The sequence below is a fragment of the Paenibacillus sp. FSL H3-0310 genome, from assembly GCF_038002785.1.
GTDB classification, from domain to species: Bacteria; Bacillota; Bacilli; order Paenibacillales; family Paenibacillaceae; genus Paenibacillus_AQ; species Paenibacillus_AQ odorifer.
Genome location: NZ_JBBODC010000001.1, coordinates 247680 through 269359, shown reverse-complemented (window position 1 = coordinate 269359; position 21680 = coordinate 247680). Strand labels below are relative to the sequence as shown.

The window sequence follows — 21680 nt, the reverse complement described above, 5'->3', positions numbered from 1 at the left end:
CTTTACTACAGCTGTGGACGCTGCTTGTGATGATCTGTATTTTGTTCAAAAGCATGAGCGACACGCAAAATCGTGCTCTCGTCAAATTCCTTACCGATAATTTGCAGACCTACAGGCATGCCTTCCGCAAAACCACAAGGAACACTCACGGCCGGAATACCCGCCAAACTTACAGGAATCGTGAGAATATCGTTCAGATACATGGTCAGCGGATCTTCAGTCTGTGAACCCAATTTGAATGCTGTCGTTGGTGCTGTTGGGCCGATGACCACATCATATTTTTTAAAGATGTCATCAAAGTCCTGTTTAATCAAAGTACGCACCTTTTGTGCTTTTAAATAGTAAGCATCGTAATACCCGGAGCTGAGTGCATAAGTACCCAACATAATACGACGTTTAACCTCAGGGCCAAAGCCGCGGCTGCGGGAATTAAGATATAGATCAAGCAATCCTCCGCCTTCATCTACACGTGCGCCATAACGCACACCGTCAAAACGCGCGAGGTTAGATGAAGCTTCCGAAGAGGACAGCAAATAATAAGCTGCTACTGCGTATTCCGTATGTGGTAATGAAACTTCCTCCCAGACAGCACCCATTCCTTCCAGCACTTTAAGTGCAGACAAAACTGTCTCACGCACAGAAGCATCGACACCTGCTCCCAGGTATTCCTTAGGAACAGCAATGCGAAGTCCGGAAACATCACCAGTAAGTGAACTCAAATAATCAGGAATTTCTACTTTAGCCGAAGTAGAGTCTTGGGCATCATAACCAGCAATTGCTTGAAGCACATAGGCAGAATCCTCTACATTACGTGTTAATGGTCCAATCTGATCTAGTGAGGAGGCAAAGGCTACCAGCCCGTAACGTGATACAAGACCGTAAGTAGGTTTGAGACCTACAACACCACAATAGGAAGCTGGCTGGCGGATGGAACCCCCAGTATCCGAACCTAGTGAGAAGAACACTTCGCCCGCAGCTACTGCTGCTGCAGATCCGCCACTGGAACCGCCGGGCACACGCTCTAAATCCCAAGGATTGCGTACAGGACCAAAGCTTGAGTTCTCATTAGATCCGCCCATTGCGAATTCATCCATATTTAATTTACCGATCGTTACGGCATCTGCTTGCTGCAGTTTAGAAGCTACAGTAGCGTTATAAATCGGCTGGAAGTCGCTCAAAAATTGGCTGGCACAAGTTGTGCGCAGGCCTTTAGTTACAATATTATCCTTGATTCCAGCAGGAAGACCAAACAGCAACCCACGTGCTGCTCCGGATGCCAGTTTGTCGTCCAAAGCGCGTGCAGTGCTACGAGCGCCCTCCTCATTCAAGGTCAAAAATGCATTTACGTTCTTATCCCGCTCAGCTATAATCGCCAGCGATTCTTCAGTCAGTTCACTGACCGATACCTCTTTAGCAGTTAACATGCGGTGTACTTCAGGCAATCGATTTTGAAACAGGCTCAAGATTCTTCCCCCTTTCTAATTATGTAGTTATTCCAAAACAGCTGGAACCTTGAAATGTCCGTCTTCATCATCTGGAGCGTTAAGAAGTGCTTCCTCTTGCGTAAGGCTATCCTTCACAACATCCTCCCGCATTACATTGCTGACTTGCAGCACATGCGTGGTCGGCTTTACATTCTCCGTATCTAGCTCATTTAATTTCTCGGCATATTGTAAAATAGCATTCATTTGTTCTGTAAAGGTTGCCTCTTCTTCCGGGCTCAGCTGCAGACGAGCCAGTTTGGCCACATGCTGCACATCTTTAACGGTAATGCTCATAAGAAAAATCCCTCCTGTTTAAAGGGCTAAAGCGCCCGGATAACGTTTTTAATTATATTGTAGAAGCTTGGACAATTCAATGATGGGCTGTAAAACAAACGCTCCTTTATCAAAGTGAAGGGGATTCCTACACATTTTAAAGGAGCGTATCGTTAGTATATTCATAGAGAAGGGTTTTGACAGTCAGTGATTTCACAGCATTTAGCAGCGGTATGACAAAACAAAAAAGCCGGCTTGCGCCGGCCTTCCTTAAATCCAAGCTCGAAGATTCACTTGTTTGATGAAATCCGCTTGGGACATGCTTTCGCTTGACGTTGATTCCGTCTCTTCTATATCCATATCTTCACCGTTCATCAAATGATGGAACAGCTTCTCATTGTACGTGGACAAAGCATAATCAATCAACGCTTCATGCGTTGCTCTCTCAGCCTCAGCTACTAATAAATGTTCTTCCGCCTCAATGTCCTCAGCCGGAACATAAAAGTTCCTATTAGCCTCTGGTACACGAATAACATAGTCAAACGCATTATCGGGATTGCGGTCGTAAGCAATTAGGTAGCCGTATTCCCCGATAGGAAGACTCTGCTCGAAAGCGTCCGCAACAATGACAATCTTCTCTCCTAAACGCAGCATCGCCCTACCTCCTAACCCCAAAATCTTTCAAGATTTTGCTTGTTTCAACAGTCTACTAAAAAAAGATAGAACTGTCTAGTTGAAGGCTGGCCGATCCTACAAATTCTATGAAAATATACTATATTTAATAAAAATATAACTTATGGTTCAAGCGGGTAAGTTATTCTTCCTTGTCAAAAGTGCAGCACCCACTAAACAAATCAAGATCAAAATAGCTGCTGAAAGATAGGGTCCAACCCTGAAGCCTTCTCCAGCCATAAGAATTCCAGCCGATAACCCGGAAAGACCCGCAGGTGCCCATTCAAACCATGAAGGCAATAAGCTTTGGCCTAATGATAATCCTGCCATTAGCGCCAATGCTAAAAAGGCGGCAACTGGAGATTTTAAAAATCCACTAAACAACAACGTAGCTGAGACAGCACATAACAGCCACAATCCATATACTCCAGAAGCTGCGATGACATCTCCCCAAGATAGTGAACCAATCAACTGCTCCGTGTAGTAAGCCGCCCCCGCTGCACCTAATCCTAGAGCAACGATCAACAGGGTCAGCTGCGCTGCCCATTTAGCGAACACTATTGCGGCTGGAGAAACCGGCCTTACCAGAATTAATTCCATAGTTCCGCTATAGCGCTCACCGGCTAAAACATTCATCGCGCCAAGCGCCAATACTAACATTCCGATCGTTCCGTACTGTCCCAGAGATTGCGCCATCACAGCTGCGGCACTCGGTATTTCATACCCCTCTAGCAGACCTGGGGGAACATCACCTGAAGCTTTTAATATTTCCGGCAAATAATAAGTAGTTAACGGCTGCATAATACCTAATAGGATAAAAACGACAGGTATCCAGATTAACTTATAACTGCGAGCCATTTCGAGCATTTCTTTGCGATAAAGGACCCAGGCGCTTCTCATACTCCCACCACCTTCATAAATAAATCCTCTAACGTGGAAGAACCCGCTTCAAATTGCAGTAATGGAATTTCGAGCTGCGCCGCTTCTTGCAGAATCGTCCATCGGGCCATGTCTACATCGTTCACATTAAAAATTGCCTGATCTCCGAACAACTGAGTCTCTAGTACAAACGGTTTGGCAGCAAGAGACTCCAGCCACTGAATAGCTTTTTCTTGCTTCTCTGTACGTAAACGAATAACAGGAAGGCTGTATTGTGTACGCAGCTGTGATAAAGACCCCTTCTCAGCAATCAAGCCCTGATTCATTAAAATAATATCATCGCAAATTTCTTCTGCATCATGCAGCACATGTGTAGAAAAAACTACAGTTGTCTCTTCACGTATCTCCCGCAGCAGTCCCATTACTTCTCTGCGGCCAATCGGATCAAGTGCAGATACAGGCTCATCAAGCAACAGCAGACGAGGCCGGTGCACAAGCGCCTGAGCCAGACCCAGCCGCTGCTTCATCCCACCGGAGTATCCACCAATCCGGCGACGAGCATCACCTTTAAGCCCTACACGCTCAAGCGATTCCAATGCCCTGCTGGTTGCGTCTTTAGTTCCCATTCCACTAAGCTTTGCAGCGAAAACAACATATTCATGTCCAGTCATCCACCCATAAAAAGCTGGGGACTGTGGCACATATCCTAATCCTCTGCGATATTCGGCTCCAGGACGGCTCCCCTCAAATGAAATCATTCCAGAGGTGGGTTCTAGCAGCCCTGCCAGCATACGAAGTGTGGTCGTTTTCCCAGCACCGTTAGGCCCCAGTAAAGCGACGCACCGTTCTTTCTCAATTTCAAAGCTTATATCATTTACGGAAATATGCGCCCCATAGCTTTTGCGCAAATTCTTAACTTGAAGGAGTGACATCAGACATCTTTCCTTCCTATTGTGAAATAAGCTACGCTGCCTAATATATTTCCGCAAATAATGATAATAATCCACATCCATTTTGGACCACGAACGTTATCCGCTTTGGCCAGAGATATCAGACCAATAATAGCAAGCAAAGCCTGCAGAATAATTAACGGCATGATTAAACCCCATTTTACCTCTTCCATGAAGTACCACTCCTTGTAATAGGATGAAAGGAACGAGCTTCTTACTAAAGCTTCACAACTGCTTATTCCGTCTACGTCGCTCAGGAAGAATAACAACAAGTAAGTAGACTAATGCGGGTGACGGAACTGTAGTAATCGCCCACAATCCCCAGAACCAAGCTTTTTTCCCGCGCCGTCTTGCATCCCGGAACAGTAAGGTCCCCTGCAGCATTAACGCTACTGCTATGCCAAACCACAACCAAAGAGGCACATCCTGCAGCTCATTCATTCTTGTACACCTTCTCTATTTCTTCTGATCCTGGCGATCCCTAAGCCACCCAGTCCTACAATAGGAATGATCGCCTGAATAATCCAATAGATCATGGGTGCAGAAGTGAGAATGGATAAAAATGCGCAGATCAGGATCAATGAGACCCCCCAGAATAACAGTAGTTCTTTGCGTTCCCTTCTCTTTCTCTGCACAGCTGCATCAGCCATTAACCACTCCAGTTCCTGTAACGAAGGTGGGGTGAGGTCATCATATTGCGCATCCAAACGTTCAAGCTCTTCAGTAAGCTTGTGCAAATACAGTTCTGGCTCCTTATCCTTCTCCATCCTCATTCAGCTCCTTTCGCAATTGGTTAAGACCAAGGGACACACGCGATTTGACCGTGCCAGAAGGAATTTGCATGATCACACCGATTTCTTCATAGCTATAGCCATAATAATGCTTCAGCAGCACAGCTACCCTCTGAGCAGAGGGTAGCTTGGAAATGGAATCAAGTACTTCACTCCATTCTTCCCCCCTGCTCTCAAACCGCCAACGAATCGAACGGGTGCCCTGCGCCTGCTGTTCCCGTTTCTTCCATTCTGCCTCACGTTTCCAGCGCCGCTTTCGATCGATAAATATTCTGGTGGCTATCGTAATTAACCAAGAGGAGAACGAAGAAGAACCGTTATAGGTATTGATTTTTTCCATACATCTGACCATCGTGTCCTGTACAAGATCCTCTGCCAGCAACGGATCCATAGTCACTTTGAGTAGATATTTGAACAGAAAAGTATAATGTTCTCGCAGCAGTGAAGACAGTGCTGAAGTATCTCCCTGCTGTGCCCGTCTGATTTTCTCCAGCGCCTGATCGCTCATCTGCCCCTCCATTCAGGATTTCGTTCTTATTTGTAATACGATTATGTATAGTGATTCGTTCAATGCGCTTTAATTTTATTTTTTGAGCTCCCAGAGCTTACGCCGCCATGGCTGAAGCAATCCTGCTTCAGCAGGGAAATGCCAAAAAAGAGGCGTTCTTCTAGGCTCGCCTCCTGAATTCACTGGTATTCTCCCATCCTTATTCTCAGATTGTATGTCCCTGCGTTCTATGGAAGTACAAAAACCGCCCTTTCCAGAACATTCTGAAAAACATCGGCATTTACTGCTGCAAAAACTAGTCCATTTCTCCTTGGAGTCATACCATCCGTAATCCAACGGGTAATATATATTCTTCTCCAATCTATTTCCCCCCATGCTTTTAAACCTATATGTAGACAAAAAAAGAACGCAAACCGGGATTAATTCCGCAGTCTGCGTGCTTCGCGAGGTTAATGTTACATTTAATTAACAATATTGTAGTCCTTTTGTATCCCTTTGTCTATCAAAAATTCCTCGATTCTTGTCAGTTCTACTAGAATGATTGTTTATTGAGGGATATAAGGGTTACGAACTTTTTCAAAACCGATGGTTGTTCGGGAGCCATGACCTGGATAAACCTTCACTTCATCATCCATTTTGTACAGCTTGCCACGAATAGAATCGAACAAATCACGTTCCCTGCCACCAGGCAAATCGGTGCGCCCAACTCCCATCTTAAACAGCACATCTCCAGAGAATAAATCATTCCCGCATAGGAAGCTGACACTGCCCGGAGAGTGCCCAGGTGTATGGTACACGTGGAAGGTATGTCCGATGAATTGCAGAACTTGTCCTTCTGCCAGATCATATTCTGCAGGATCTGTAGTTAAAGGAGATGAAACATCAGGCCACATCAATGAACCATTTAGCTTAGGGCTGCTGAGCCATTCACTCTCTAGTGGATGTAAATAAACAGGGCATTTCTTAGCTTTACGAATTTCGTCTACGCCGCCCATATGGTCAAAGTGCGCATGCGTCAGCAAAATAGCCTCGATCTCCATCCCTTCAATACTCCGCACTAATGCCGCAGGATTCATACCGGGATCAATAATGATACCCTTCGTTGGATCTGCACCTGTCAGCAAGTAGGCATTGGTCTGAAGAGGACCTAAATTAAACGAACGTATATTTAGCATTGGTCTAGAATCCGGAAATCAGACTACGCAGCTCTTTTGCGATAACTGCTTGTGATTCCGTTCCTTCCCCATAAGCTTGCCCCATAGCCTTACGTACTTCTGCGATTTTGCTGTCGTAATCAGCGGCCTCGCGATCAGGATTCTCACGTTTGAACTCTCTCATTAGGCTCTGCACATGCTCTGGACGAGGACCCCAATGTCCAAGCACATATCCGCCGGTATCTGCAAAGATCACAATCGGAACAGATCTTCCGCCCATGGTCAAGAATTCATCCATAAGCTCCTGGTTCTCCTCCAAAATGAATACCTCTGTCTTCATTCCGGCAGTCTCCAAAATACGGAATACCGCAGGGACATTACGAACTACATCTCCACACCAATCAGCGGCAAGGATAAGTACTCGCAAATCATCACGATGGTTCAGGCTTTCAAAAAATTCCTTGTCACTCTCATCTTCCCAAGAAAACTTCTCATACCAGGATTCAAAAGCCTGCTGGTTCTTCGTCATGCTTTCTACAAATTGGCGCGGTGTAAGACCTTTTCCAAATTTATGAGCTACATTCGGTTTCATTTTGCAGTCCCCCTCTTCTTGGATTTAAACCACTTATACACAAAATAAATGATGATTAGTGCTAACGCTACGAGAATAATTTCGTTGGTATACTTAGCTGCTACCTCGTCAATATCTTCCCACTTATTCCCCAATGTCATACCGAGATATACGAACAAAGCACTCCATGGAATAACAGCAAGTGTAGTCAATAAAGTGAACTTACCTAAAGGCATACGAGAAATCCCCGCTGGAACGGAAATGGCATGGCGAACAACGGGAATAAAGCGTGCCGTAAAGATTACGCCTGTCCCATATTTATTGAACCACTCTTCCGAATGATCAATATGCTTTTTTTGGATAAGAATATATTTCCCGTATTTCTCCAGTACAGGCCTGCCCCCATAACGGCCAATCCAATATACAAAGATCTGGGCAATCACTCCGCCTATCGTACCAAACAATACTGCGCCGAAAAAATTAATATCTCCACTCCATACCAAGAAACCACCGAAAGCCAATACAATTTCACTAGGAATAACTTCAATCATCAGTCCGATCATAATCCCAAAATAACCAAGACTCTGAATCCATTCAAATAATGTCGAGATCAGATCAGAAATAAAATGCAAACGTGCTCCTCCTCCCTTTTCCGCAGAATATGGCTACATGTATCAAGCTAATCGCCTTTGGCATCTTTATAAGACACTAAGCGTTTAAGCGAGTGAAATATAAGAACATAAAAGCATAGATACTAATCTTATACTTTCTTATATTTTTAAAAGCTTTGCCGCTCTGCTATATTTTCCAGTTTCTCTTAGCCTATTCTAGCACAAGCAACCTTATCACTTCTACTTACGCGGCAAGCAGCTTCCATCTTCCAATCCATACTTAAAAAGAGTTTGAGTAATAGGCATAAACAAAAAAGGTGAACAAATTCCACCAATAAAGGGAAAATGAACACCTTTTTATCTGCGCTCAATCAATAAGCCATCCAGCCGGCATCCGCCGTTATCACCGATCCATTCAAAAAGCTTGCAGCATCTGAAGCTAAAAATAAAGCTACTGAAGCAATCTCACTGCTCTCTCCTGTCCGTGGCATCGACGCCATACCTTCGCCCGCTTTTTGACTCCCAAAAGGACTTGGATCAGACAGATCAATATTTGTCTTTACCCCGCCCGGCGCTATGGCATTACAGCGAATTCCAAGCTTAGCGTATTGAAATCCTATATTTTTGGTCATCCCGATTACAGCATGCTTAGAGGAAGTATAAGCCACTCCCGCCCGCGAGCCCGCTAAGCCGCCAATAGAGGCTACATTGATGATACATCCGCTTTCCTGCGCCATAAAAATCGGCAAAACCTTACGAATGGCTCTCATCGGACCGGTTACGTTGACCGCAAGCACCTGTTCCCACAAGTCATCAGTGATCTCGTGCGCTGGCGTCATTTTATCCATAATTCCGGCATTATTAACAAGGATATGAAGGCCTCCGAACTGTGTGGTTGCGGCATCAATCATTCGCTGTGTGTCCTCTTCCTTCGAGACATCAGCCTTTACGGGGTAGACGACTCCGTGTCCCTCACCCTTTTCCGCCTTTTTGGCTACCGCTTCTACATTCGCCAGATGGATGTCCGCAGCAATCACTTTAGCACCCTGTCGGGCAAAAAGCAGAGCAATCGCTTCTCCAATCCCCGATCCTGCACCCGTAACAACTGCGACTTTATTGGTTAGTATCATATATCCGCTCCTCTGCGTCGTATGTTCGGTGCATCAAAGAATGCATGCCCATCGTTAGTATTAACACGAGTAGGCTTTGGACGGTCCTTAATTTTAAAGATTCGGTGACACTTTTACACACGCTATTGCTGAGTGAATACTGCATTGACAGCTATCAAAGCAAAGAGCTATTATATATTTAGATAATTATTTAAATATCGAAAGGCAGGGTGGAATATGAATGAATCCTTTAAAGCACTAGCTGACCCTACCCGTCGCCAAATCATTCGGTTACTAAGGGAGAAAGATCGAACCGCAGGTGAAATCGCAGATTTTTTCAACATGTCTAAGCCAAGCATTTCTCACCATCTGAATGCGCTGAAGCATGCCGATCTTGTACAGGATGAGCGAAAAGGACAATTTATTATGTACTCGCTAAACACAACAGTCCTCGAAGAGGTTCTCGGTTGGTTATTGGAGCTCACTGGGACAGGTAAGCAAACGGAGACGGAGAGTAAATCACTGGACGGAAAGCAGCAACATCAGGATATCGATTCCAAAAAGGAGGCGGATTAATGATGAAAGATTTCAAATGGAGATGGCAGGATACCCTCATCGTAATATTAGGTTTAGCTACATTAGCCTACGCTCTGATCAATTACAGCAAGCTTCCGCAGGAGTTACCGGCACAATTTGGAATTACGGGTAAGGTCAACAGATACTGGGACAAAAATATAGCTATTTTTGTGTTCGGAATCTTAGGCATTGTGCTCCCGCTGATCATGCAGTTCACACGCAGCATCGACCCTAAGCGGGACAATTACAAAAAATTCGAAAATGCCTATGCCATGAGCAGACTTGCTATTGGGATGCTTTTTAATCTAATGCTGGTGCTGTCGATTGCTTACGGTCTAGGTAAAGATATAAATGTTGGGAAGATCGCCATAGGCGCTGTTGGAATAATGTTTATTGCTCTTGGCAACTACATGCCACAGGTAAAAGATAATTACTTGTTTGGGGTTCGTACAGCCTGGACGCTCGCCAACCCCGAGGTATGGCGAAAAACACATCGTCTATCCGGGATAATGTGGATGATCGGTGGCCTACTTATTTTTGCAGGAGCCTTTTTGAGCGGAGCCTTGTCTCAGCTTCTTATTATTACGGCACTCGTACTTGCAATTATCGTGCCCATTCTCTACTCCTGGATGATTTCACGTCCGCTAAAATCGTAAAGCCAACATACTAAGCCGTCGACTCAAGTCGTCGGCTTGTTCTGTCATTTGGAACTCACGATCATTATGTTGCCCTCCTTTATTAGCCTCCTCTTCTGCCAACCTTCTATATTCCAGAAGAAGTTCATTCCCAGAGGCGACGCAGACTAGGCCTTCCTTTCGATTTCCTTCTGCAAGCTTTTTTTGCCCCATAAGAAGCATCCCTTCAATCGCCTTCACCCACTTGGCATTGTTGTACTTATCCAGCCTAAAGCTCTGGTCTATCCAATATAACGCTGCCCCCGGATGGTCACTGCTCATCCATCGTTCAGCCAGCTCCCAGCTTAAGCTGGCATTCTCGGGAGAATACAACAAACTCTGCCGAAGCAGACTCACGCTCTGTTCACCCGAGAGCAGCCTAGATAATGCTATAACCGTTCGAGGTGACCGGGGATTCCAACCCAGCGATTGCTGTAGCAACTCTACCTTCACCGAAGGATCCACCGACATAATCGCTTGTCGATAGAACTTCTCTCCTTGAGCGGCGTGAAAAGATAGCACCCCCAGCAGAAGCGAAAAACAACATACCGTAGTTCCGATTAGTTGGCGAAGGCGGATTTGGGGCGATTTCTTGGGTGTGGGGTAAGCGATTAGCGGATTCGTAGGTGTAGTGACATTGGTGAGCGGGTTCGTAGATGTGGATTGAGCAATTAGTGGATTCGCTTGTGTAGAGACATTGGTGAGCGGGTTCGTAGATGTGGATTGAATTGGCAGCTTGGTCTCAGACTGAGGGTGGGTTGGCGCAGATTGATGTTTCTGCTTATCCTCAGCCAGAGCAAGCGCTGGCAGCCAGAATAGCAGCAGCCAAAATAATCCGTAGCTCCAGTCAAAATCGACGACGCTGTGTAAGACGATGACCATAAACGGCGGCAGCAACCGCGGCGATTTAGTAGCCAGCAGCCAGCCTGTTGCCAACAGCATAAGGAGTATGGCTGCAAGACCAACGAATCCTAAGTTCAACAGGATGTCAAGGTATCCATTATGCACCTGGCTGCCTACATAAGGGCGAGATTGGGCGGCAAGGTAGGCATGCCGCCAAGTCTCACCCCCACGTCCCAGCCAAGGTGCCTCTGCCGCTAGCCGCCAGGCGTCGCGGTAGAACAGCCCGCGCGCGGATACCGTCGATGACGGTCCGGTAATCCGCTCGCGCACGTGCAGGAGGACGGCGATCCCCGCCGCCGTCCAACCCGCCGCCGCCAATGCCAGCATAGCGGCTCGGGCAGTGCCCGCCGCGCTGCGCTGGCGGCGGCACAGCCACAGGCCGGCTAGCAGCGCGCCGGCCCAAAGCCCGGCCAGCAACAGCAGGCCGGGCACAGGCTCTACCGCCAACCCGGCACGGGCCAGTTGGCGGTAGAGTAGCGCCGCGGCGGCCACGGGCGCGGCGCCAGCAGCAAGAAGCGGCGCGATTAGCTGCCGCTTCCAGAGCAAGACGGCGGCGCAGGCGCAAGCCGCCGTCAGCCATGCGCCGCGCGACTCGCTGAGGAGCAGCGCGGCGGTGTACGGGAACAGCGGCAGCAAGCGCAGCAGCGCGGCGGTCGTGCTTCCCGCTTTTCCCTGCTCCGCTTCCACGCCTCCTGCCCCTTTGCTCCTCCGTTCTGCTTCTGCGCACTCCATCCCCAGCCCAACACTTCTTGCTCCCAACATATTCACGCTCTTTTTTGGCTCCCCGTAATAAACAGCAACAGCAAATAGCCGTTCCAGCAGAAAAACAGCCATCACAGCACCAAAAGCATTCGGATATTCCATCAATCCTGCTAACCTAACCCCTGTGGCGCTCACTTCCGATGAATTGCTGTAGGCGACAGCGAAAGGCAACTTTACCACTCCACAAACAGCCAACAAAGCGCTCATGCTCAAAAACATACCCGCCATAGACCAAGTTACATTTACAATCCGCCGCCCCACCCGGTTCACCGCACAAAAACAAACCAATAATGCAAAGCTAGCATACAAGCCCCACCGCAGCATTTCATTCATAGTTCCCTGGGAGGAAAGCGGCCCGCGCAACCAATGAATCACATAAAGCGATAGAATAATTAAAGGGACGCTTAATAATATTCTTAACGCTTTATTTTCTCCGCTAACTTCACTACCTTCACTACCTTCACTAACTCCATTGACTCCCGTAATACCACTTACTGCACCTCCCCCACTTTTTCTCCATGCGCCAACCCCAACAAGATAATAAAGCGAGCACGTACAACACAACACAAACCATAAAGTTAGAAAGGGATACATCTCCTCAGTAAAAAACAATCCCCGCAACAAACAAGCACCCACCCCAGCCGTTATCACTAAGGCTCCACACATATATGCGATTGATGATTCCAGACTCCGGTCTTTTTTAAAACGCCACATTTAGATACCCCTGTATTCGTTAATTTATCTCTATCCTTTCCACATTTCCCTTATACAAGACTAGAACGCAAAAAGACGATACCTCTCCACAAAGGAGCCGTACCGCCCTAACCATTTGATCTCACTAGCTGTAAAATCCGAATTCCCATCCAAAAAAACTATATAGTTGTAAAAAGTGCAGCTATTCCCGTGCTCTCGCTGCTTACTTCCACTTTAATTGTACTTTCTGCAACTGTTTTTCAAGAATCCCGCCATATGCGGGGTATTGTTCGTTTTTAAGTGTACAAAGTGCAACTAAATTACTAAAACGCAGCTTCAGAGCATATTTAGTTGCACAAAGTACAACTAAACCAACTCACCATTAGATCGCACTAGCCGTACCGTCCTCATCATTGGATCACACTAGCTGCACTATCCGAATTCTCATCAAAAAAGCTATATAGTTGTAAAAAGTGCAGCTAATCCCGTGCTCTCGCCGCTTACTTCCACTTTAATTGTACTTTGTGCAACTGTTTTTCAAGAATCCCGCCATATGCGGAGTATTGTTCGTTTTTAAGTGTACAAAGTGCAACTAAATCACTAAAACGCAGCTTCAGAGCATATTTAATTGCACAAAGTACAACTAAACCAACTCGCCATTAGATCGCACTCACTGCAACATCCTACGCTTTCTACCTTAATATCCTCTACCCTTCTACCGAACTCTCAGTAGGAAGCAGATCGGCGCATACGCGTTCGAGGTAGGGTTTTGCTCCCAGAAAATCGCGGAATGCGGTGTATTCGCGCCATTTGACGGAGTTGTCCCCGGCTGAGCTCTTAACGGCACGAATCAAAATGTTCTTCGGTGTATTCTCCAGATCGATGAATTCCAGCAGCTGGCTGCTATAGCCCATCATATCGAGCAATTTGGCGCGAATGGCGTCTGTAGCCAAGGCGGAAAAACGCTCTTTCAATATGCCATGCGAAAGCATAGGGCTCATTACTTCATTTTCGATTTGTGCGAATAATTCATGCTGGCAGCAAGGCACGGACAAAATAACAGACGCTCCCCAACGTACTGCTTTTTCAAGGGCAGCATCGGTAGCTGTGTCGCAAGCATGAAGTGTGATCACCATGTCCACTTGCTCCAGCTCATTATACTCGGCAATGTCACCCACGAAGAACTTCAAGTGATCATAACCGATTTTGGCAGCAAGTTCGTTACAATGCTCAATCACATCTGCTTTTAAATCTAACCCAATGATATTAAGCTCCCGCTTCTTGCGAACGGTCAGATAGTGATACAGCGCAAAGGTCAAATATGATTTTCCACAGCCAAAATCCACAATCGTCAACGGTCGGCCTGTTGGCAGATCGGCAAGCACGTCCTCTACCATCTCCAGAAAACGATTGATCTGCCGAAACTTATCATATCTTTTGGCCAGCACTTTACCTTCTTTATTCATGATTCCAAGCTCCACCAGAAATGGCACAGGCTCTCCATCCTCCAGCACATAACGTTTGCGACGGTTGTGAGCTAGATCCGGCTCTTCCTTTTTACTTGGAGACTTGGTTAGGATTGATACTTTGAATTTCTTACTAATAAGCACCTGATAATCGGCTTCTACTGTACACAACAAACCTTGCCGATACGTTTCTCTAAATAAAAGAGATATTTCTTCCGCCGCTAACTCTGCGGGTACGTTGCGATGTTCTACCTTTGTACCAATATAGGACGCAAACTGATAATGCAGCTTCCCCTTTAGTTCAACAGGTTTAACCTGCACTTTGGTACAATTTTCGCCTTTATAACGTACTTGACTTAGGGTAGCCGTAATCAAAGTACGGTCATTAATTAGTTGTTCAATTAGAGCTGTTAAAGATTCCACAACGCACATCTCACTTTCGGGATTAAAAATGGAGAATCTATGTCTCCTAACCATCATCGTTCATTATATCACGTGTTAACAAGGGGCGTTCCTTGTTCTAGCAGGGCTTAACATGCAGCTCACCACTAACTATAGTTAATGCTCGCCCAGACAACTTAATCTCGTCTTTACTTACCTCTAACTGAAGCAAACCTCCACGTTTCGAAGCTTGATAAGCGGTCAACTGCGTACGATTGAGTCTATCCGCCCAAAAAGGTGCCAATGCAGTATGCGCTGAGCCTGTTACCGGATCCTCATTCACTCCTACCTTCGGCGCAAAAAAACGTGATACACAATCAATACCTTCGATAGAGCTTTCTGCGGTAACCGCGAAGCCTCTCCCTTCAAGCCCGGATAAAGCTCCGAAGTCAGGGCTAAGTTCGCGAACCCGGGCTTCTTGATCCAGTCGTACAAGCACATTGTCAGCATATCGCATAGTTTCCACCACATTCGCTTCTGCAATACCAAGCGCTGCTGCGAGACCTGAAATTAGAGGAGAGGGTTGAAGCTGATAAGGCGGGAAGTACAGAGAGATCAAATCTCCTGAACGAGAAGCTCTAAGCAACCCACTGCGTGTATAGAACCTAGCTTCCATGTCAGGCGCTAGCAATCCGCTCTCCCATAGTACATGCGCACTTGCTAGAGTCCCATGCCCACACAGCTTGACCTCAACTTTAGGTGTAAACCATCGCAAGCGATATCCATCTTCCTCTGGCCAGAGAAAAGCTGTCTCTGACAAGTTCATTTCCGCTGCTGTCTTCTGCATATAACCTTCATCGACGGGATGCTCCAGTAAACATACCGCCGCAGGATTGCCTGAATAAGCCTGTTCTGCAAAAGCATCTATAATATATAAAGGGATATTCATCGTATTCATCAGGTTCCTGCTTCCTTTCGTATCGCTGTTACCCTGCCCCACTCTTTTAACCCCTGCTCTACTTCCTCCAGAGGAAGGGCACCTTGTTCCAATTCTGCAGATGATTTGAGCAGCAGCCGATTGTACAGCTTATCCCCTTCTATTACAACATCTTCTCCTTGCTCCCACAGCCGGTAGAGGCTGTCCTCCGCTTTACTATATCGTCCTACCGACTCCATATACTCCAACAGTAGCCGCTCCGTTTTAGACGGGAGACGATAGGCCTGCACATCCTGCAAGAGTTCATCAATTTCCTGAGTCATATGCAGCAGCTCCCTGTCTGCTCCATGAAGATCCGCGTACAAATATAAGTGTAAAGCTCTCATACTTCTAAATAATGCTGCATCCTTATCGCCATTTGCCGCATAAATGCTGCCTTCTTCCTTCAGCAGTTTGGCCAGACCTTGAAGCTTATCGGACTCAACCACACCGCCAAAACGAAACATATCTATGATATCTTCTACAGATAGTGAATTTAAAAGACGTGAATTCAGCGGAAAATGCCGGTTCAACAGCTCATCGATTTCCCATAAAGCTTCTGTCGTCTTCCGTTCCTGCTTCAGAGAAAATACCTTGGCAACCATCGCCGTCATATCTTCGATCATCCGGACAATATAGTCTCTTCGAAACATGCAATTCCTCCTTTTCCGTACTGTGGTAGCAAAAAATTCAGGACTCAGACCACTTAAGTTATTCTATTGATTTATCTTAAACCATTGCCGAATTCTATGCCAGTTAAGGAGAATACCAGATCATTAGATAGCCCTTAAAAAAAGAGGCAGCACACGCCATAATGGCGCCGTGCTGCCTCTTTGTAGATGATTTTTTATACGCGGCTATTGTCTAAAACGGAAGCCTGAACAAAATCCTTTATGATCTCGGCTAATCGTTCAGGAGCTTCAAAAAGACTCATGTGGCCTGCACCCGATATCGTTGCTTGCGTTATATTCGGTTTATCCGCAGTAAAGGTTCGTTCAGCAGGAATCAATCCATCCTGCTCGCCAGCAACAAGCAATACCGGCAACGTAGTGGCCGTAATTACATCCCGTCGATCTGGACGCTCACGCATCGCCAGTGCAGCTCCTGCCGCTCCTTGTGGAGGCGTTTTGTAGCCGATTTCTTTAGCGCGCTCCAGCAGCTGTGGAGATGCAGAAGCGGTTGCTTCAGCAAACAATCCTGGTACGAAGCTGTCTACGAAAGGAGTAATCCCTTCATTTTGAATCGCGCTGACACTCTTCAGTCGTTTTTCCTTAGCTTCTTCACTATCTGGATAAGCAGTAGAATGAATTAATCCAAAGCCTTTCAATCGAGAAGCATAACGCTGAGCAAACGATAGCGTAATATATCCGCCAAGCGAATGACCAAGCATGATGCATTCAGCAATCTCCAGCGAATCTAACAGACCCAGAACATCATCTGCCATTTGTTCAATACTATAAGGTCCTAATGGAGCTTCCGAAGCTCCGTGACCACGTAAATCGGGAGCAATCACTCGGTAGCCGCTGCTTAAGACAGGAATGACTTGTTCCCAATATTCAGCGCTTCCACAAAAGCCATGCAGCAATACAATAACTTCGCCTTTCCCCTGATCACTGTAGCATATATTGCTTCCGTCACAACGAACTCTTTCCATGGCTGCTTCCCTCTTTCTAGAATACTAAGATAATGTCTAATATCTATTATTAAGCAAAACAGCCCGCCTTGAAACGGACAACTTATTTTTAAGTGCCCAATGGGTACTACTGGAGTCCGAATCCTTTTGCTGCCGCTATAGCGATATGTTCTGCCATAACCATCACTCTATGCAGTGGAGTGGTCTGCAACGTTCTATAGGGTTTCGGGCCATTCATATCTACAACGGCCGCCAAACTATAGTGACCTACGGCTGGAAGATTTGCCCCCACCGATTGTGCAGGCTGCAGTGGCTCACTCGAAACGAAGTAATATCCAAGCGCGATCGGAGGACCCAGACAAGCATCTACCGCAACTACAATATGCCCGGAGGGAATCTCAGCCACTCTGGCCACCAAGTTATCTGCATCGCAAGGAGACGGCAACGTACCGATTACATGTCGGAAGCCATGTTCCACAAGTTTGCTGCCCGTCAGCGGACCGAGTGCATCTCCTGTAGATCGATCTGTTCCAATGCACAGGAACGTGACTTCCTCGGAGGAATGCAGAGCAGCTATTTCCATGAAAAAGGACACTAATCCAGCATCGTCCATTTTAATGCGTTTTCCGCTTCCCTGTTCTCTGATTGCCAATACATTTCCTCCCTTCGATGATATTTTTGATCTCATGCCTTTAATTTAACATGATTTCAGTGAACCCGACAAAAAAATGGTGGTCAAGCTGCCAAACATGGTAAAATACATGAATCAGTATACAGAGAGGATGTTTTAACCTAATGGATTTAACAAAGCCTAGTCAGGAAAATGTTGAGTATATGATCGAGGCTATCAAGAACAAATTAAAAATGGCCAGTGCCGCGGCGATGCAAGCCTCCGCTTTTTCAGTAGATCATTATGAAGATATCTATGATGTATATGAGGTAGCCATGGGCAGCGACAGACTGAGTATTTCTCAGGTGGAAGCACTCGTCTCCGAACTCGGCCGTCTACGTCATAAATAATAGGTCTCCCTATTACAAGAAGAACCGATGTTGCCGTCCTTTAAAGATGACTACCGCTTCTCGTAGAAAAAAGCCCTTTGCTGCGTATCCAGAAGATGGATTCGTAGTCGAAGGGCTTTTTTTATATGATCCTACTTTATGAAATTAAGCTTGAACTCGGTATCCGCATGGCCTACTCGTGTACCCCCGTCATTGTAAATCACGCCTGAAAATGCATTGCGCAGCTTTTCCATAGTATTTTTCTGACTATAACCAATTTGATTTAAAATTCCCTGTACAATAAGTCCCCACTCTTCTTCCGACCCATCCAGAATCTTGAAAGCAATCCCCAGTCGCTCATGGCGTAAGCCGAAGCAATAGACACCCTTAAATCCACCCTTAGCAATAATATTATCATCTTCCAAAAGAATAGAATCAAGGCGACCAGATCCAGAAACCATCTCCGGATAAGCATTCATTGCCGTTGTAATAGTAGTAACCGCTTTGCGAGTAGCTTCATCTGCAATCAAATCGGGATTGGCTAATTTCAAATAGGCCGTCGCCAAGGCGGTCAGAGGCAGAGCAAATACCGGCAGCCCGCATCCGTCCGTACCTAAACCGATACTGTCTGGGGCCACACCAGCCATATAAGCAATGGTGTCGATAATCTCACGCTGCACCGTTTGCTCCGGCTGTGAGTATTCTTCAAGCGGCAAACCTTTGAGCTTACTGTAAGATAAGATGCCCATGTGCTTGCCCGCACAGTTATGATAGAACTTTCTTTTGCCCGCGCCACGAATGGCGTTCTCCCTGCTGGAATAATCCAGCGGGTAACTCGTTGCACAGATCATTTGTTGCTCATCGATGCCAATCTTGGAGGATATGCTCTCTAGCGCAGCTACATGGTAGCTCTCTCCCCGATGAGAGGCGGTCATCAGGGCAACCTCTGCGGGTGTAAAGCCGTAATGCTCCACAATCCCCCCACGTACACCTGGAATAGCCTGAAGGGGTTTAGCAGCTGAACGGGTGAACGATACAAATTCCGGATCACCTGCATACCCCTTTAAATTTCCGTTCTCTCCTACGATGGCAATATGCCCACTATGGACACATTCCAGCAAATCCGCCCGATACTCTCGTACTAATACGGTTTCCATGATTTCTCTCCTCTTTTAACTAGATGCTCTATAACTCACAAGGACTTATTAGTATTCACATTTAATAAATGCTAGAAAATAACCCCGTGCTCCGGGATTTTTGAGTACTCTACAAACTCCCTTAAGTGTTGGTTCCATGAGGAATTCTACTCCTATTTTCATTATTCTTCAATCCTGTCCCCACCAAGAAGATTTTAGAAACCGGATAAAATATAAAAAACCGCTTCCTTCTCAGAATCTTGATCTCTGAGTAGAAAGCGGTTTTTATGGAATTCAGCGTAGCCTCACAAGGGTAGCGCAGTTCGTCTTATCCTTTGCTTGCACCTGCGGTCAGGCCATCCACCAAGAAACGCTGTAGGAAAATGAACAGCAGCGTGACTGGGAGAGCGACCAATACCGCTCCGGCAGCGAACAACGTAAACTCGGTTGAGTTACTTTGGTTCACCATCCGGTAAAGCCCAACGGCGAGCGTTCTTGTATCCTCCGTGCGCAATACAAGGTCGGCGAATATAAAATCCACAAAGCAGCCGTTGAAAATCATAAGGCTGGCATAGGTGAGCATCGGCTTAGATAACGGGATCATGATAGAAAGAAATACTTTCATATGACTCGCCCCATCCATTCGCGCAGCATCTTCCAAGCTTTTAGGAATCGTATCAAAAAAACCTTTAGCCACAAAAACATTCGTGATAATAGCACCGCTGCTGTACACGAGCACAAGTGCCCAATGAGAATTCAGTAGCCCAAGTGTGTTCAGCAGCACGTAAACTGCAATCATAGCCATAAATCCCGGAAACATCTGCAGAACTAGGAGCGTGGTTAGTGTAGTTTTTCTGCCCGTAAATCGATAACGAGAAATGGCGTACGAAGTCAGCAGCAGCAAAAAGGTGCCGAGCAGCGTAGACAACGCCGCAATCTTTAGCGTATTCATGAACCATAGCAAATATTTAGTTTGCTCAAACAGTTCCTTGTAATGAACAAAGGTGAAATTCTTAGGAATCAATGAGTCACTGAACAAACTGTTTCCTGTTTTGAAAGAAGACATAATAATCCAGAAAGCTGGGAAAAGACTAATAAAACTGAGCACAATCAGCAATAAATGGCTTCCAAACGTTTTTAACGCTTCCGTCAGTCTTAGCTTCATGCAATCATATCCTCCTCTTTAAAGGATCGCGTCCGCCGGTAGCTCCAGATGGAGAATGTCGCGACCATCAGGAAGATGACAATCCCGATGACAGAAGCAAAGCTGTACTGTGACTGGTTCAGCGCCAGTTTATAAAGCCAAGTCACCAGCAGGTCAGTGTGGCCCGCGTACTGGTAGTTAGGATTAACCGGTTCTCCGTTAGTCATTAGATAAATGACATTAAAGCTGTTAATGTTGCCGGCAAACTGCATAATCAGGATAGGTGCGGTTGCGAACAATACCATGGGCAGCGTAATCATGCGGAATTTATAAAATGACCCAGCACCGTCTACTTCTGCCGCTTCATACATATCCTTCGGAATTGTTGTCAGCACCCCAAAGGCCAGAATCATGGTCACCGGAATGCCGATCCACATATTAGCCAGGATTACAGTGACCTTAGCCCAGAAAGGATTGGTTAGCCAGGCCACACCCTCCAGTCCCAAGGCTCTTAAATAACTATTGATCGGTCCGAATTGATTATTGAACATATTGCGCATGACGAGCAGAGAAATCATATTGGGAATAGCGAAAGGAACGATCAGAAGTGTGCGCCAAAGCTTTTTGCAGCGGACACGGGGCTGGTGAATAAGTACTGCAATAAGCACACCTCCAATGTAAGTCGTCGCAGTAGCAATAACCGCCCAGATCAAGGTCCAAGTCAGCACTCCACCAAAGGTGGAACTCCAGACATCCAGACTAAGCATTTTATTAAAATTACCGAAACCCACCCAGTCTACCAGATGTGCTGGCGGTAAAATCGGGTCGGCATAGTTCGTAAACGCCAGTAGCACCGAAAAAACAAGTGGTAATATCGTCAGAAAAACCACGGCCACAAAGGGAATCGCGAGGACAAGATAGGCAAAATTCCTCCGCCCCATAGCTCTGAGCGATTCAGCGAATGAATGAATGGGCTCTTTCCGGTCCCGTGCAGCTCCAACTAGGAATGCATCTCTGATGTTCAGTAAATGAAAAGCTGTATAAAAGAGCAGCGCCAGCAATGCCATTAGACCATTGATCATCATAAAAATGGAGTGGTCGCCTTCCACCATCCGGGTTAATTTGCCTACCTTGACCATACGGCTTGGAAATTCACCAAGCGTAATTAAGCCATGCAAATGTCCCATCAGATCATGAGCAATATAGTAGATTCCAGCAGACCCCACCAGCAGGAATACCAATCCTTTCAGCCACTGCCGGTTGTAGAACTGGCCCAGTCCCGGAATAATAGCCGAGAGTAGCGCTGCGCCTGTTTTCTTCCTCATGGTTAAATCA

The 21680-nt window shown here is 46.3% G+C and carries 25 protein-coding genes; 3 read left to right on the top strand and 22 right to left on the bottom strand.

Translation table 11 applies throughout. The features are described 5' to 3' along the window. Positions 1-5 precede the first annotated feature (5 nt). From gatA to MHH63_RS01320, 13 genes are all read right to left on the bottom strand, one after another. Complete coding sequence (gene gatA / locus MHH63_RS01380) at positions 6-1463, bottom strand: Asp-tRNA(Asn)/Glu-tRNA(Gln) amidotransferase subunit GatA (protein ID WP_076128638.1); 1458 nt, start codon at positions 1461-1463, stop codon at positions 6-8. A gap of 27 nt (positions 1464-1490) precedes the next feature. Next, complete coding sequence (gene gatC / locus MHH63_RS01375; protein ID WP_036680166.1) at positions 1491-1778, bottom strand: Asp-tRNA(Asn)/Glu-tRNA(Gln) amidotransferase subunit GatC; 288 nt, start codon at positions 1776-1778, stop codon at positions 1491-1493. A 249-nt stretch (positions 1779-2027) separates the two neighbouring features. Continuing rightward, positions 2028-2411: a hypothetical protein gene (locus MHH63_RS01370; RefSeq protein ID WP_036680170.1), complete on the bottom strand. Its 384-nt coding sequence runs from the start codon at positions 2409-2411 to the stop codon at positions 2028-2030. Between the two features lie 147 nt (positions 2412-2558). Further along, the gene (locus MHH63_RS01365) at positions 2559-3329 is read right to left on the bottom strand and encodes an ABC transporter permease subunit (protein ID WP_076128640.1); all 771 of its coding nucleotides are present in this window, start codon (positions 3327-3329) and stop codon (positions 2559-2561) included. Beyond that, complete coding sequence (locus tag MHH63_RS01360) at positions 3326-4240, bottom strand: ABC transporter ATP-binding protein (protein WP_076128642.1); 915 nt, start codon at positions 4238-4240, stop codon at positions 3326-3328. Before MHH63_RS01360 ends, MHH63_RS01365 begins: the two co-directional genes overlap by 4 nt. Further along, a complete protein-coding gene (locus MHH63_RS01355) occupies positions 4240-4431 on the bottom strand; it encodes a PLDc N-terminal domain-containing protein (RefSeq protein ID WP_036680175.1) in 192 nt (63 codons plus the stop codon). The genes MHH63_RS01360 and MHH63_RS01355 overlap by 1 nt, the downstream gene beginning before the upstream one ends. Positions 4432-4483: 52 nt before the next feature. Then, positions 4484-4699, bottom strand: coding sequence for a hypothetical protein (locus tag MHH63_RS01350; RefSeq protein ID WP_076128644.1), 216 nt, complete (start codon positions 4697-4699; stop codon positions 4484-4486). Next, positions 4696-5025, bottom strand: coding sequence for a YxlC family protein (locus MHH63_RS01345; protein WP_076128645.1), 330 nt, complete (start codon positions 5023-5025; stop codon positions 4696-4698). Before MHH63_RS01345 ends, MHH63_RS01350 begins: the two co-directional genes overlap by 4 nt. After that, positions 5012-5557, bottom strand: coding sequence for an RNA polymerase sigma factor SigY (sigY, locus tag MHH63_RS01340; protein WP_076179762.1), 546 nt, complete (start codon positions 5555-5557; stop codon positions 5012-5014). Before sigY ends, MHH63_RS01345 begins: the two co-directional genes overlap by 14 nt. Before the next feature lie 545 nt (positions 5558-6102). Next, a complete protein-coding gene (locus MHH63_RS01335) occupies positions 6103-6732 on the bottom strand; it encodes an MBL fold metallo-hydrolase (protein WP_341171140.1) in 630 nt (209 codons plus the stop codon). 4 nt (positions 6733-6736) lie between these two features. After that, positions 6737-7303, bottom strand: a complete 567-nt coding sequence (locus MHH63_RS01330) for a thioredoxin family protein (RefSeq protein ID WP_076128653.1) — start codon at positions 7301-7303, stop codon at positions 6737-6739. Next, entirely contained in the window at positions 7300-7914 is a 615-nt protein-coding gene (locus MHH63_RS01325) for a DedA family protein (protein ID WP_036680184.1), read from the bottom strand. Before MHH63_RS01325 ends, MHH63_RS01330 begins: the two co-directional genes overlap by 4 nt. A gap of 350 nt (positions 7915-8264) precedes the next feature. Further along, complete coding sequence (locus tag MHH63_RS01320; RefSeq protein WP_076128654.1) at positions 8265-9023, bottom strand: glucose 1-dehydrogenase; 759 nt, start codon at positions 9021-9023, stop codon at positions 8265-8267. A 216-nt stretch (positions 9024-9239) separates the two neighbouring features. On the opposite strand from MHH63_RS01320, the gene MHH63_RS01315 reads away from it, so the two are divergent. Then, positions 9240-9578: an autorepressor SdpR family transcription factor gene (locus MHH63_RS01315; protein ID WP_076179758.1), complete on the top strand. Its 339-nt coding sequence runs from the start codon at positions 9240-9242 to the stop codon at positions 9576-9578. Further along, the gene (locus tag MHH63_RS01310; protein ID WP_052097330.1) at positions 9578-10234 is read left to right on the top strand and encodes an SdpI family protein; all 657 of its coding nucleotides are present in this window, start codon (positions 9578-9580) and stop codon (positions 10232-10234) included. Before MHH63_RS01315 ends, MHH63_RS01310 begins: the two co-directional genes overlap by 1 nt. Here MHH63_RS01310 and MHH63_RS01305 read toward each other — a convergent pair. The 6 genes from MHH63_RS01305 to yyaC form a co-directional block, all read right to left on the bottom strand. Beyond that, positions 10223-12631, bottom strand: coding sequence for an O-antigen ligase family protein (locus MHH63_RS01305; protein WP_341171139.1), 2409 nt, complete (start codon positions 12629-12631; stop codon positions 10223-10225). The genes MHH63_RS01310 and MHH63_RS01305 overlap by 12 nt on opposite strands. 686 nt (positions 12632-13317) lie before the next feature. Then, on the bottom strand, positions 13318-14508 hold the full coding sequence (locus MHH63_RS01300) for a class I SAM-dependent methyltransferase (RefSeq protein WP_076303094.1): 1191 nt from the start codon (positions 14506-14508) through the stop codon (positions 13318-13320). Between the two features lie 88 nt (positions 14509-14596). After that, entirely contained in the window at positions 14597-15415 is an 819-nt protein-coding gene (locus MHH63_RS01295) for a PhzF family phenazine biosynthesis protein (RefSeq protein ID WP_254848856.1), read from the bottom strand. After that, entirely contained in the window at positions 15415-16086 is a 672-nt protein-coding gene (locus MHH63_RS01290; RefSeq protein ID WP_076128661.1) for a DUF6483 family protein, read from the bottom strand. Before MHH63_RS01290 ends, MHH63_RS01295 begins: the two co-directional genes overlap by 1 nt. 194 nt (positions 16087-16280) lie before the next feature. Continuing rightward, positions 16281-17087: an alpha/beta fold hydrolase gene (locus MHH63_RS01285; RefSeq protein ID WP_076128663.1), complete on the bottom strand. Its 807-nt coding sequence runs from the start codon at positions 17085-17087 to the stop codon at positions 16281-16283. A 106-nt stretch (positions 17088-17193) separates the two neighbouring features. Then, positions 17194-17718 (bottom strand): spore protease YyaC, encoded by a 525-nt coding sequence (gene yyaC, locus MHH63_RS01280; protein ID WP_254849013.1) that lies wholly within the window; start codon positions 17716-17718, stop codon positions 17194-17196. 143 nt (positions 17719-17861) lie between these two features. Between yyaC and MHH63_RS01275 the strand changes: the two genes are divergently transcribed. Further along, complete coding sequence (locus tag MHH63_RS01275; RefSeq protein WP_036680203.1) at positions 17862-18086, top strand: DUF1128 domain-containing protein; 225 nt, start codon at positions 17862-17864, stop codon at positions 18084-18086. 131 nt (positions 18087-18217) lie between these two features. On the opposite strand, the gene MHH63_RS01270 is transcribed toward MHH63_RS01275, so the two are convergent. The 3 genes from MHH63_RS01270 to MHH63_RS01260 form a co-directional block, all read right to left on the bottom strand. Then, the gene (locus MHH63_RS01270) at positions 18218-19222 is read right to left on the bottom strand and encodes an asparaginase (protein WP_341171138.1); all 1005 of its coding nucleotides are present in this window, start codon (positions 19220-19222) and stop codon (positions 18218-18220) included. Between the two features lie 307 nt (positions 19223-19529). Continuing rightward, positions 19530-20366 (bottom strand): sugar ABC transporter permease, encoded by an 837-nt coding sequence (locus MHH63_RS01265; RefSeq protein WP_076128667.1) that lies wholly within the window; start codon positions 20364-20366, stop codon positions 19530-19532. Next, positions 20363-21670: a carbohydrate ABC transporter permease gene (locus MHH63_RS01260; RefSeq protein WP_076128669.1), complete on the bottom strand. Its 1308-nt coding sequence runs from the start codon at positions 21668-21670 to the stop codon at positions 20363-20365. Before MHH63_RS01260 ends, MHH63_RS01265 begins: the two co-directional genes overlap by 4 nt. Positions 21671-21680: the final 10 nt, after the last annotated feature.

Coding starts and splice junctions, on each gene's coding strand:
- MHH63_RS01345 (WP_076128645.1), bottom strand. CDS start 5,025: ATGGAGAAGGATAAGGAGCCAGAACTGTATTTGCACAAGCTTACTGAA.
- MHH63_RS01290 (WP_076128661.1), bottom strand. CDS start 16,086: ATGTTTCGAAGAGACTATATTGTCCGGATGATCGAAGATATGACGGCG.
- gatC (WP_036680166.1), bottom strand. CDS start 1,778: ATGAGCATTACCGTTAAAGATGTGCAGCATGTGGCCAAACTGGCTCGT.
- MHH63_RS01310 (WP_052097330.1), top strand. CDS start 9,578: ATGATGAAAGATTTCAAATGGAGATGGCAGGATACCCTCATCGTAATA.
- MHH63_RS01320 (WP_076128654.1), bottom strand. CDS start 9,023: ATGATACTAACCAATAAAGTCGCAGTTGTTACGGGTGCAGGATCGGGG.
- MHH63_RS01275 (WP_036680203.1), top strand. CDS start 17,862: ATGGATTTAACAAAGCCTAGTCAGGAAAATGTTGAGTATATGATCGAG.
- MHH63_RS01365 (WP_076128640.1), bottom strand. CDS start 3,329: ATGAGAAGCGCCTGGGTCCTTTATCGCAAAGAAATGCTCGAAATGGCT.
- MHH63_RS01330 (WP_076128653.1), bottom strand. CDS start 7,303: ATGAAACCGAATGTAGCTCATAAATTTGGAAAAGGTCTTACACCGCGC.
- MHH63_RS01300 (WP_076303094.1), bottom strand. CDS start 14,508: ATGTGCGTTGTGGAATCTTTAACAGCTCTAATTGAACAACTAATTAAT.
- MHH63_RS01355 (WP_036680175.1), bottom strand. CDS start 4,431: ATGGAAGAGGTAAAATGGGGTTTAATCATGCCGTTAATTATTCTGCAG.
- MHH63_RS01335 (WP_341171140.1), bottom strand. CDS start 6,732: ATGCTAAATATACGTTCGTTTAATTTAGGTCCTCTTCAGACCAATGCC.
- MHH63_RS01270 (WP_341171138.1), bottom strand. CDS start 19,222: ATGGAAACCGTATTAGTACGAGAGTATCGGGCGGATTTGCTGGAATGT.
- MHH63_RS01360 (WP_076128642.1), bottom strand. CDS start 4,240: ATGTCACTCCTTCAAGTTAAGAATTTGCGCAAAAGCTATGGGGCGCAT.
- MHH63_RS01285 (WP_076128663.1), bottom strand. CDS start 17,087: ATGGAAAGAGTTCGTTGTGACGGAAGCAATATATGCTACAGTGATCAG.
- MHH63_RS01260 (WP_076128669.1), bottom strand. CDS start 21,670: ATGAGGAAGAAAACAGGCGCAGCGCTACTCTCGGCTATTATTCCGGGA.
- MHH63_RS01350 (WP_076128644.1), bottom strand. CDS start 4,699: ATGAATGAGCTGCAGGATGTGCCTCTTTGGTTGTGGTTTGGCATAGCA.
- sigY (WP_076179762.1), bottom strand. CDS start 5,557: ATGAGCGATCAGGCGCTGGAGAAAATCAGACGGGCACAGCAGGGAGAT.
- MHH63_RS01305 (WP_341171139.1), bottom strand. CDS start 12,631: ATGTGGCGTTTTAAAAAAGACCGGAGTCTGGAATCATCAATCGCATAT.
- MHH63_RS01315 (WP_076179758.1), top strand. CDS start 9,240: ATGAATGAATCCTTTAAAGCACTAGCTGACCCTACCCGTCGCCAAATC.
- MHH63_RS01295 (WP_254848856.1), bottom strand. CDS start 15,415: ATGAATACGATGAATATCCCTTTATATATTATAGATGCTTTTGCAGAA.
- MHH63_RS01265 (WP_076128667.1), bottom strand. CDS start 20,366: ATGAAGCTAAGACTGACGGAAGCGTTAAAAACGTTTGGAAGCCATTTA.
- MHH63_RS01370 (WP_036680170.1), bottom strand. CDS start 2,411: ATGCTGCGTTTAGGAGAGAAGATTGTCATTGTTGCGGACGCTTTCGAG.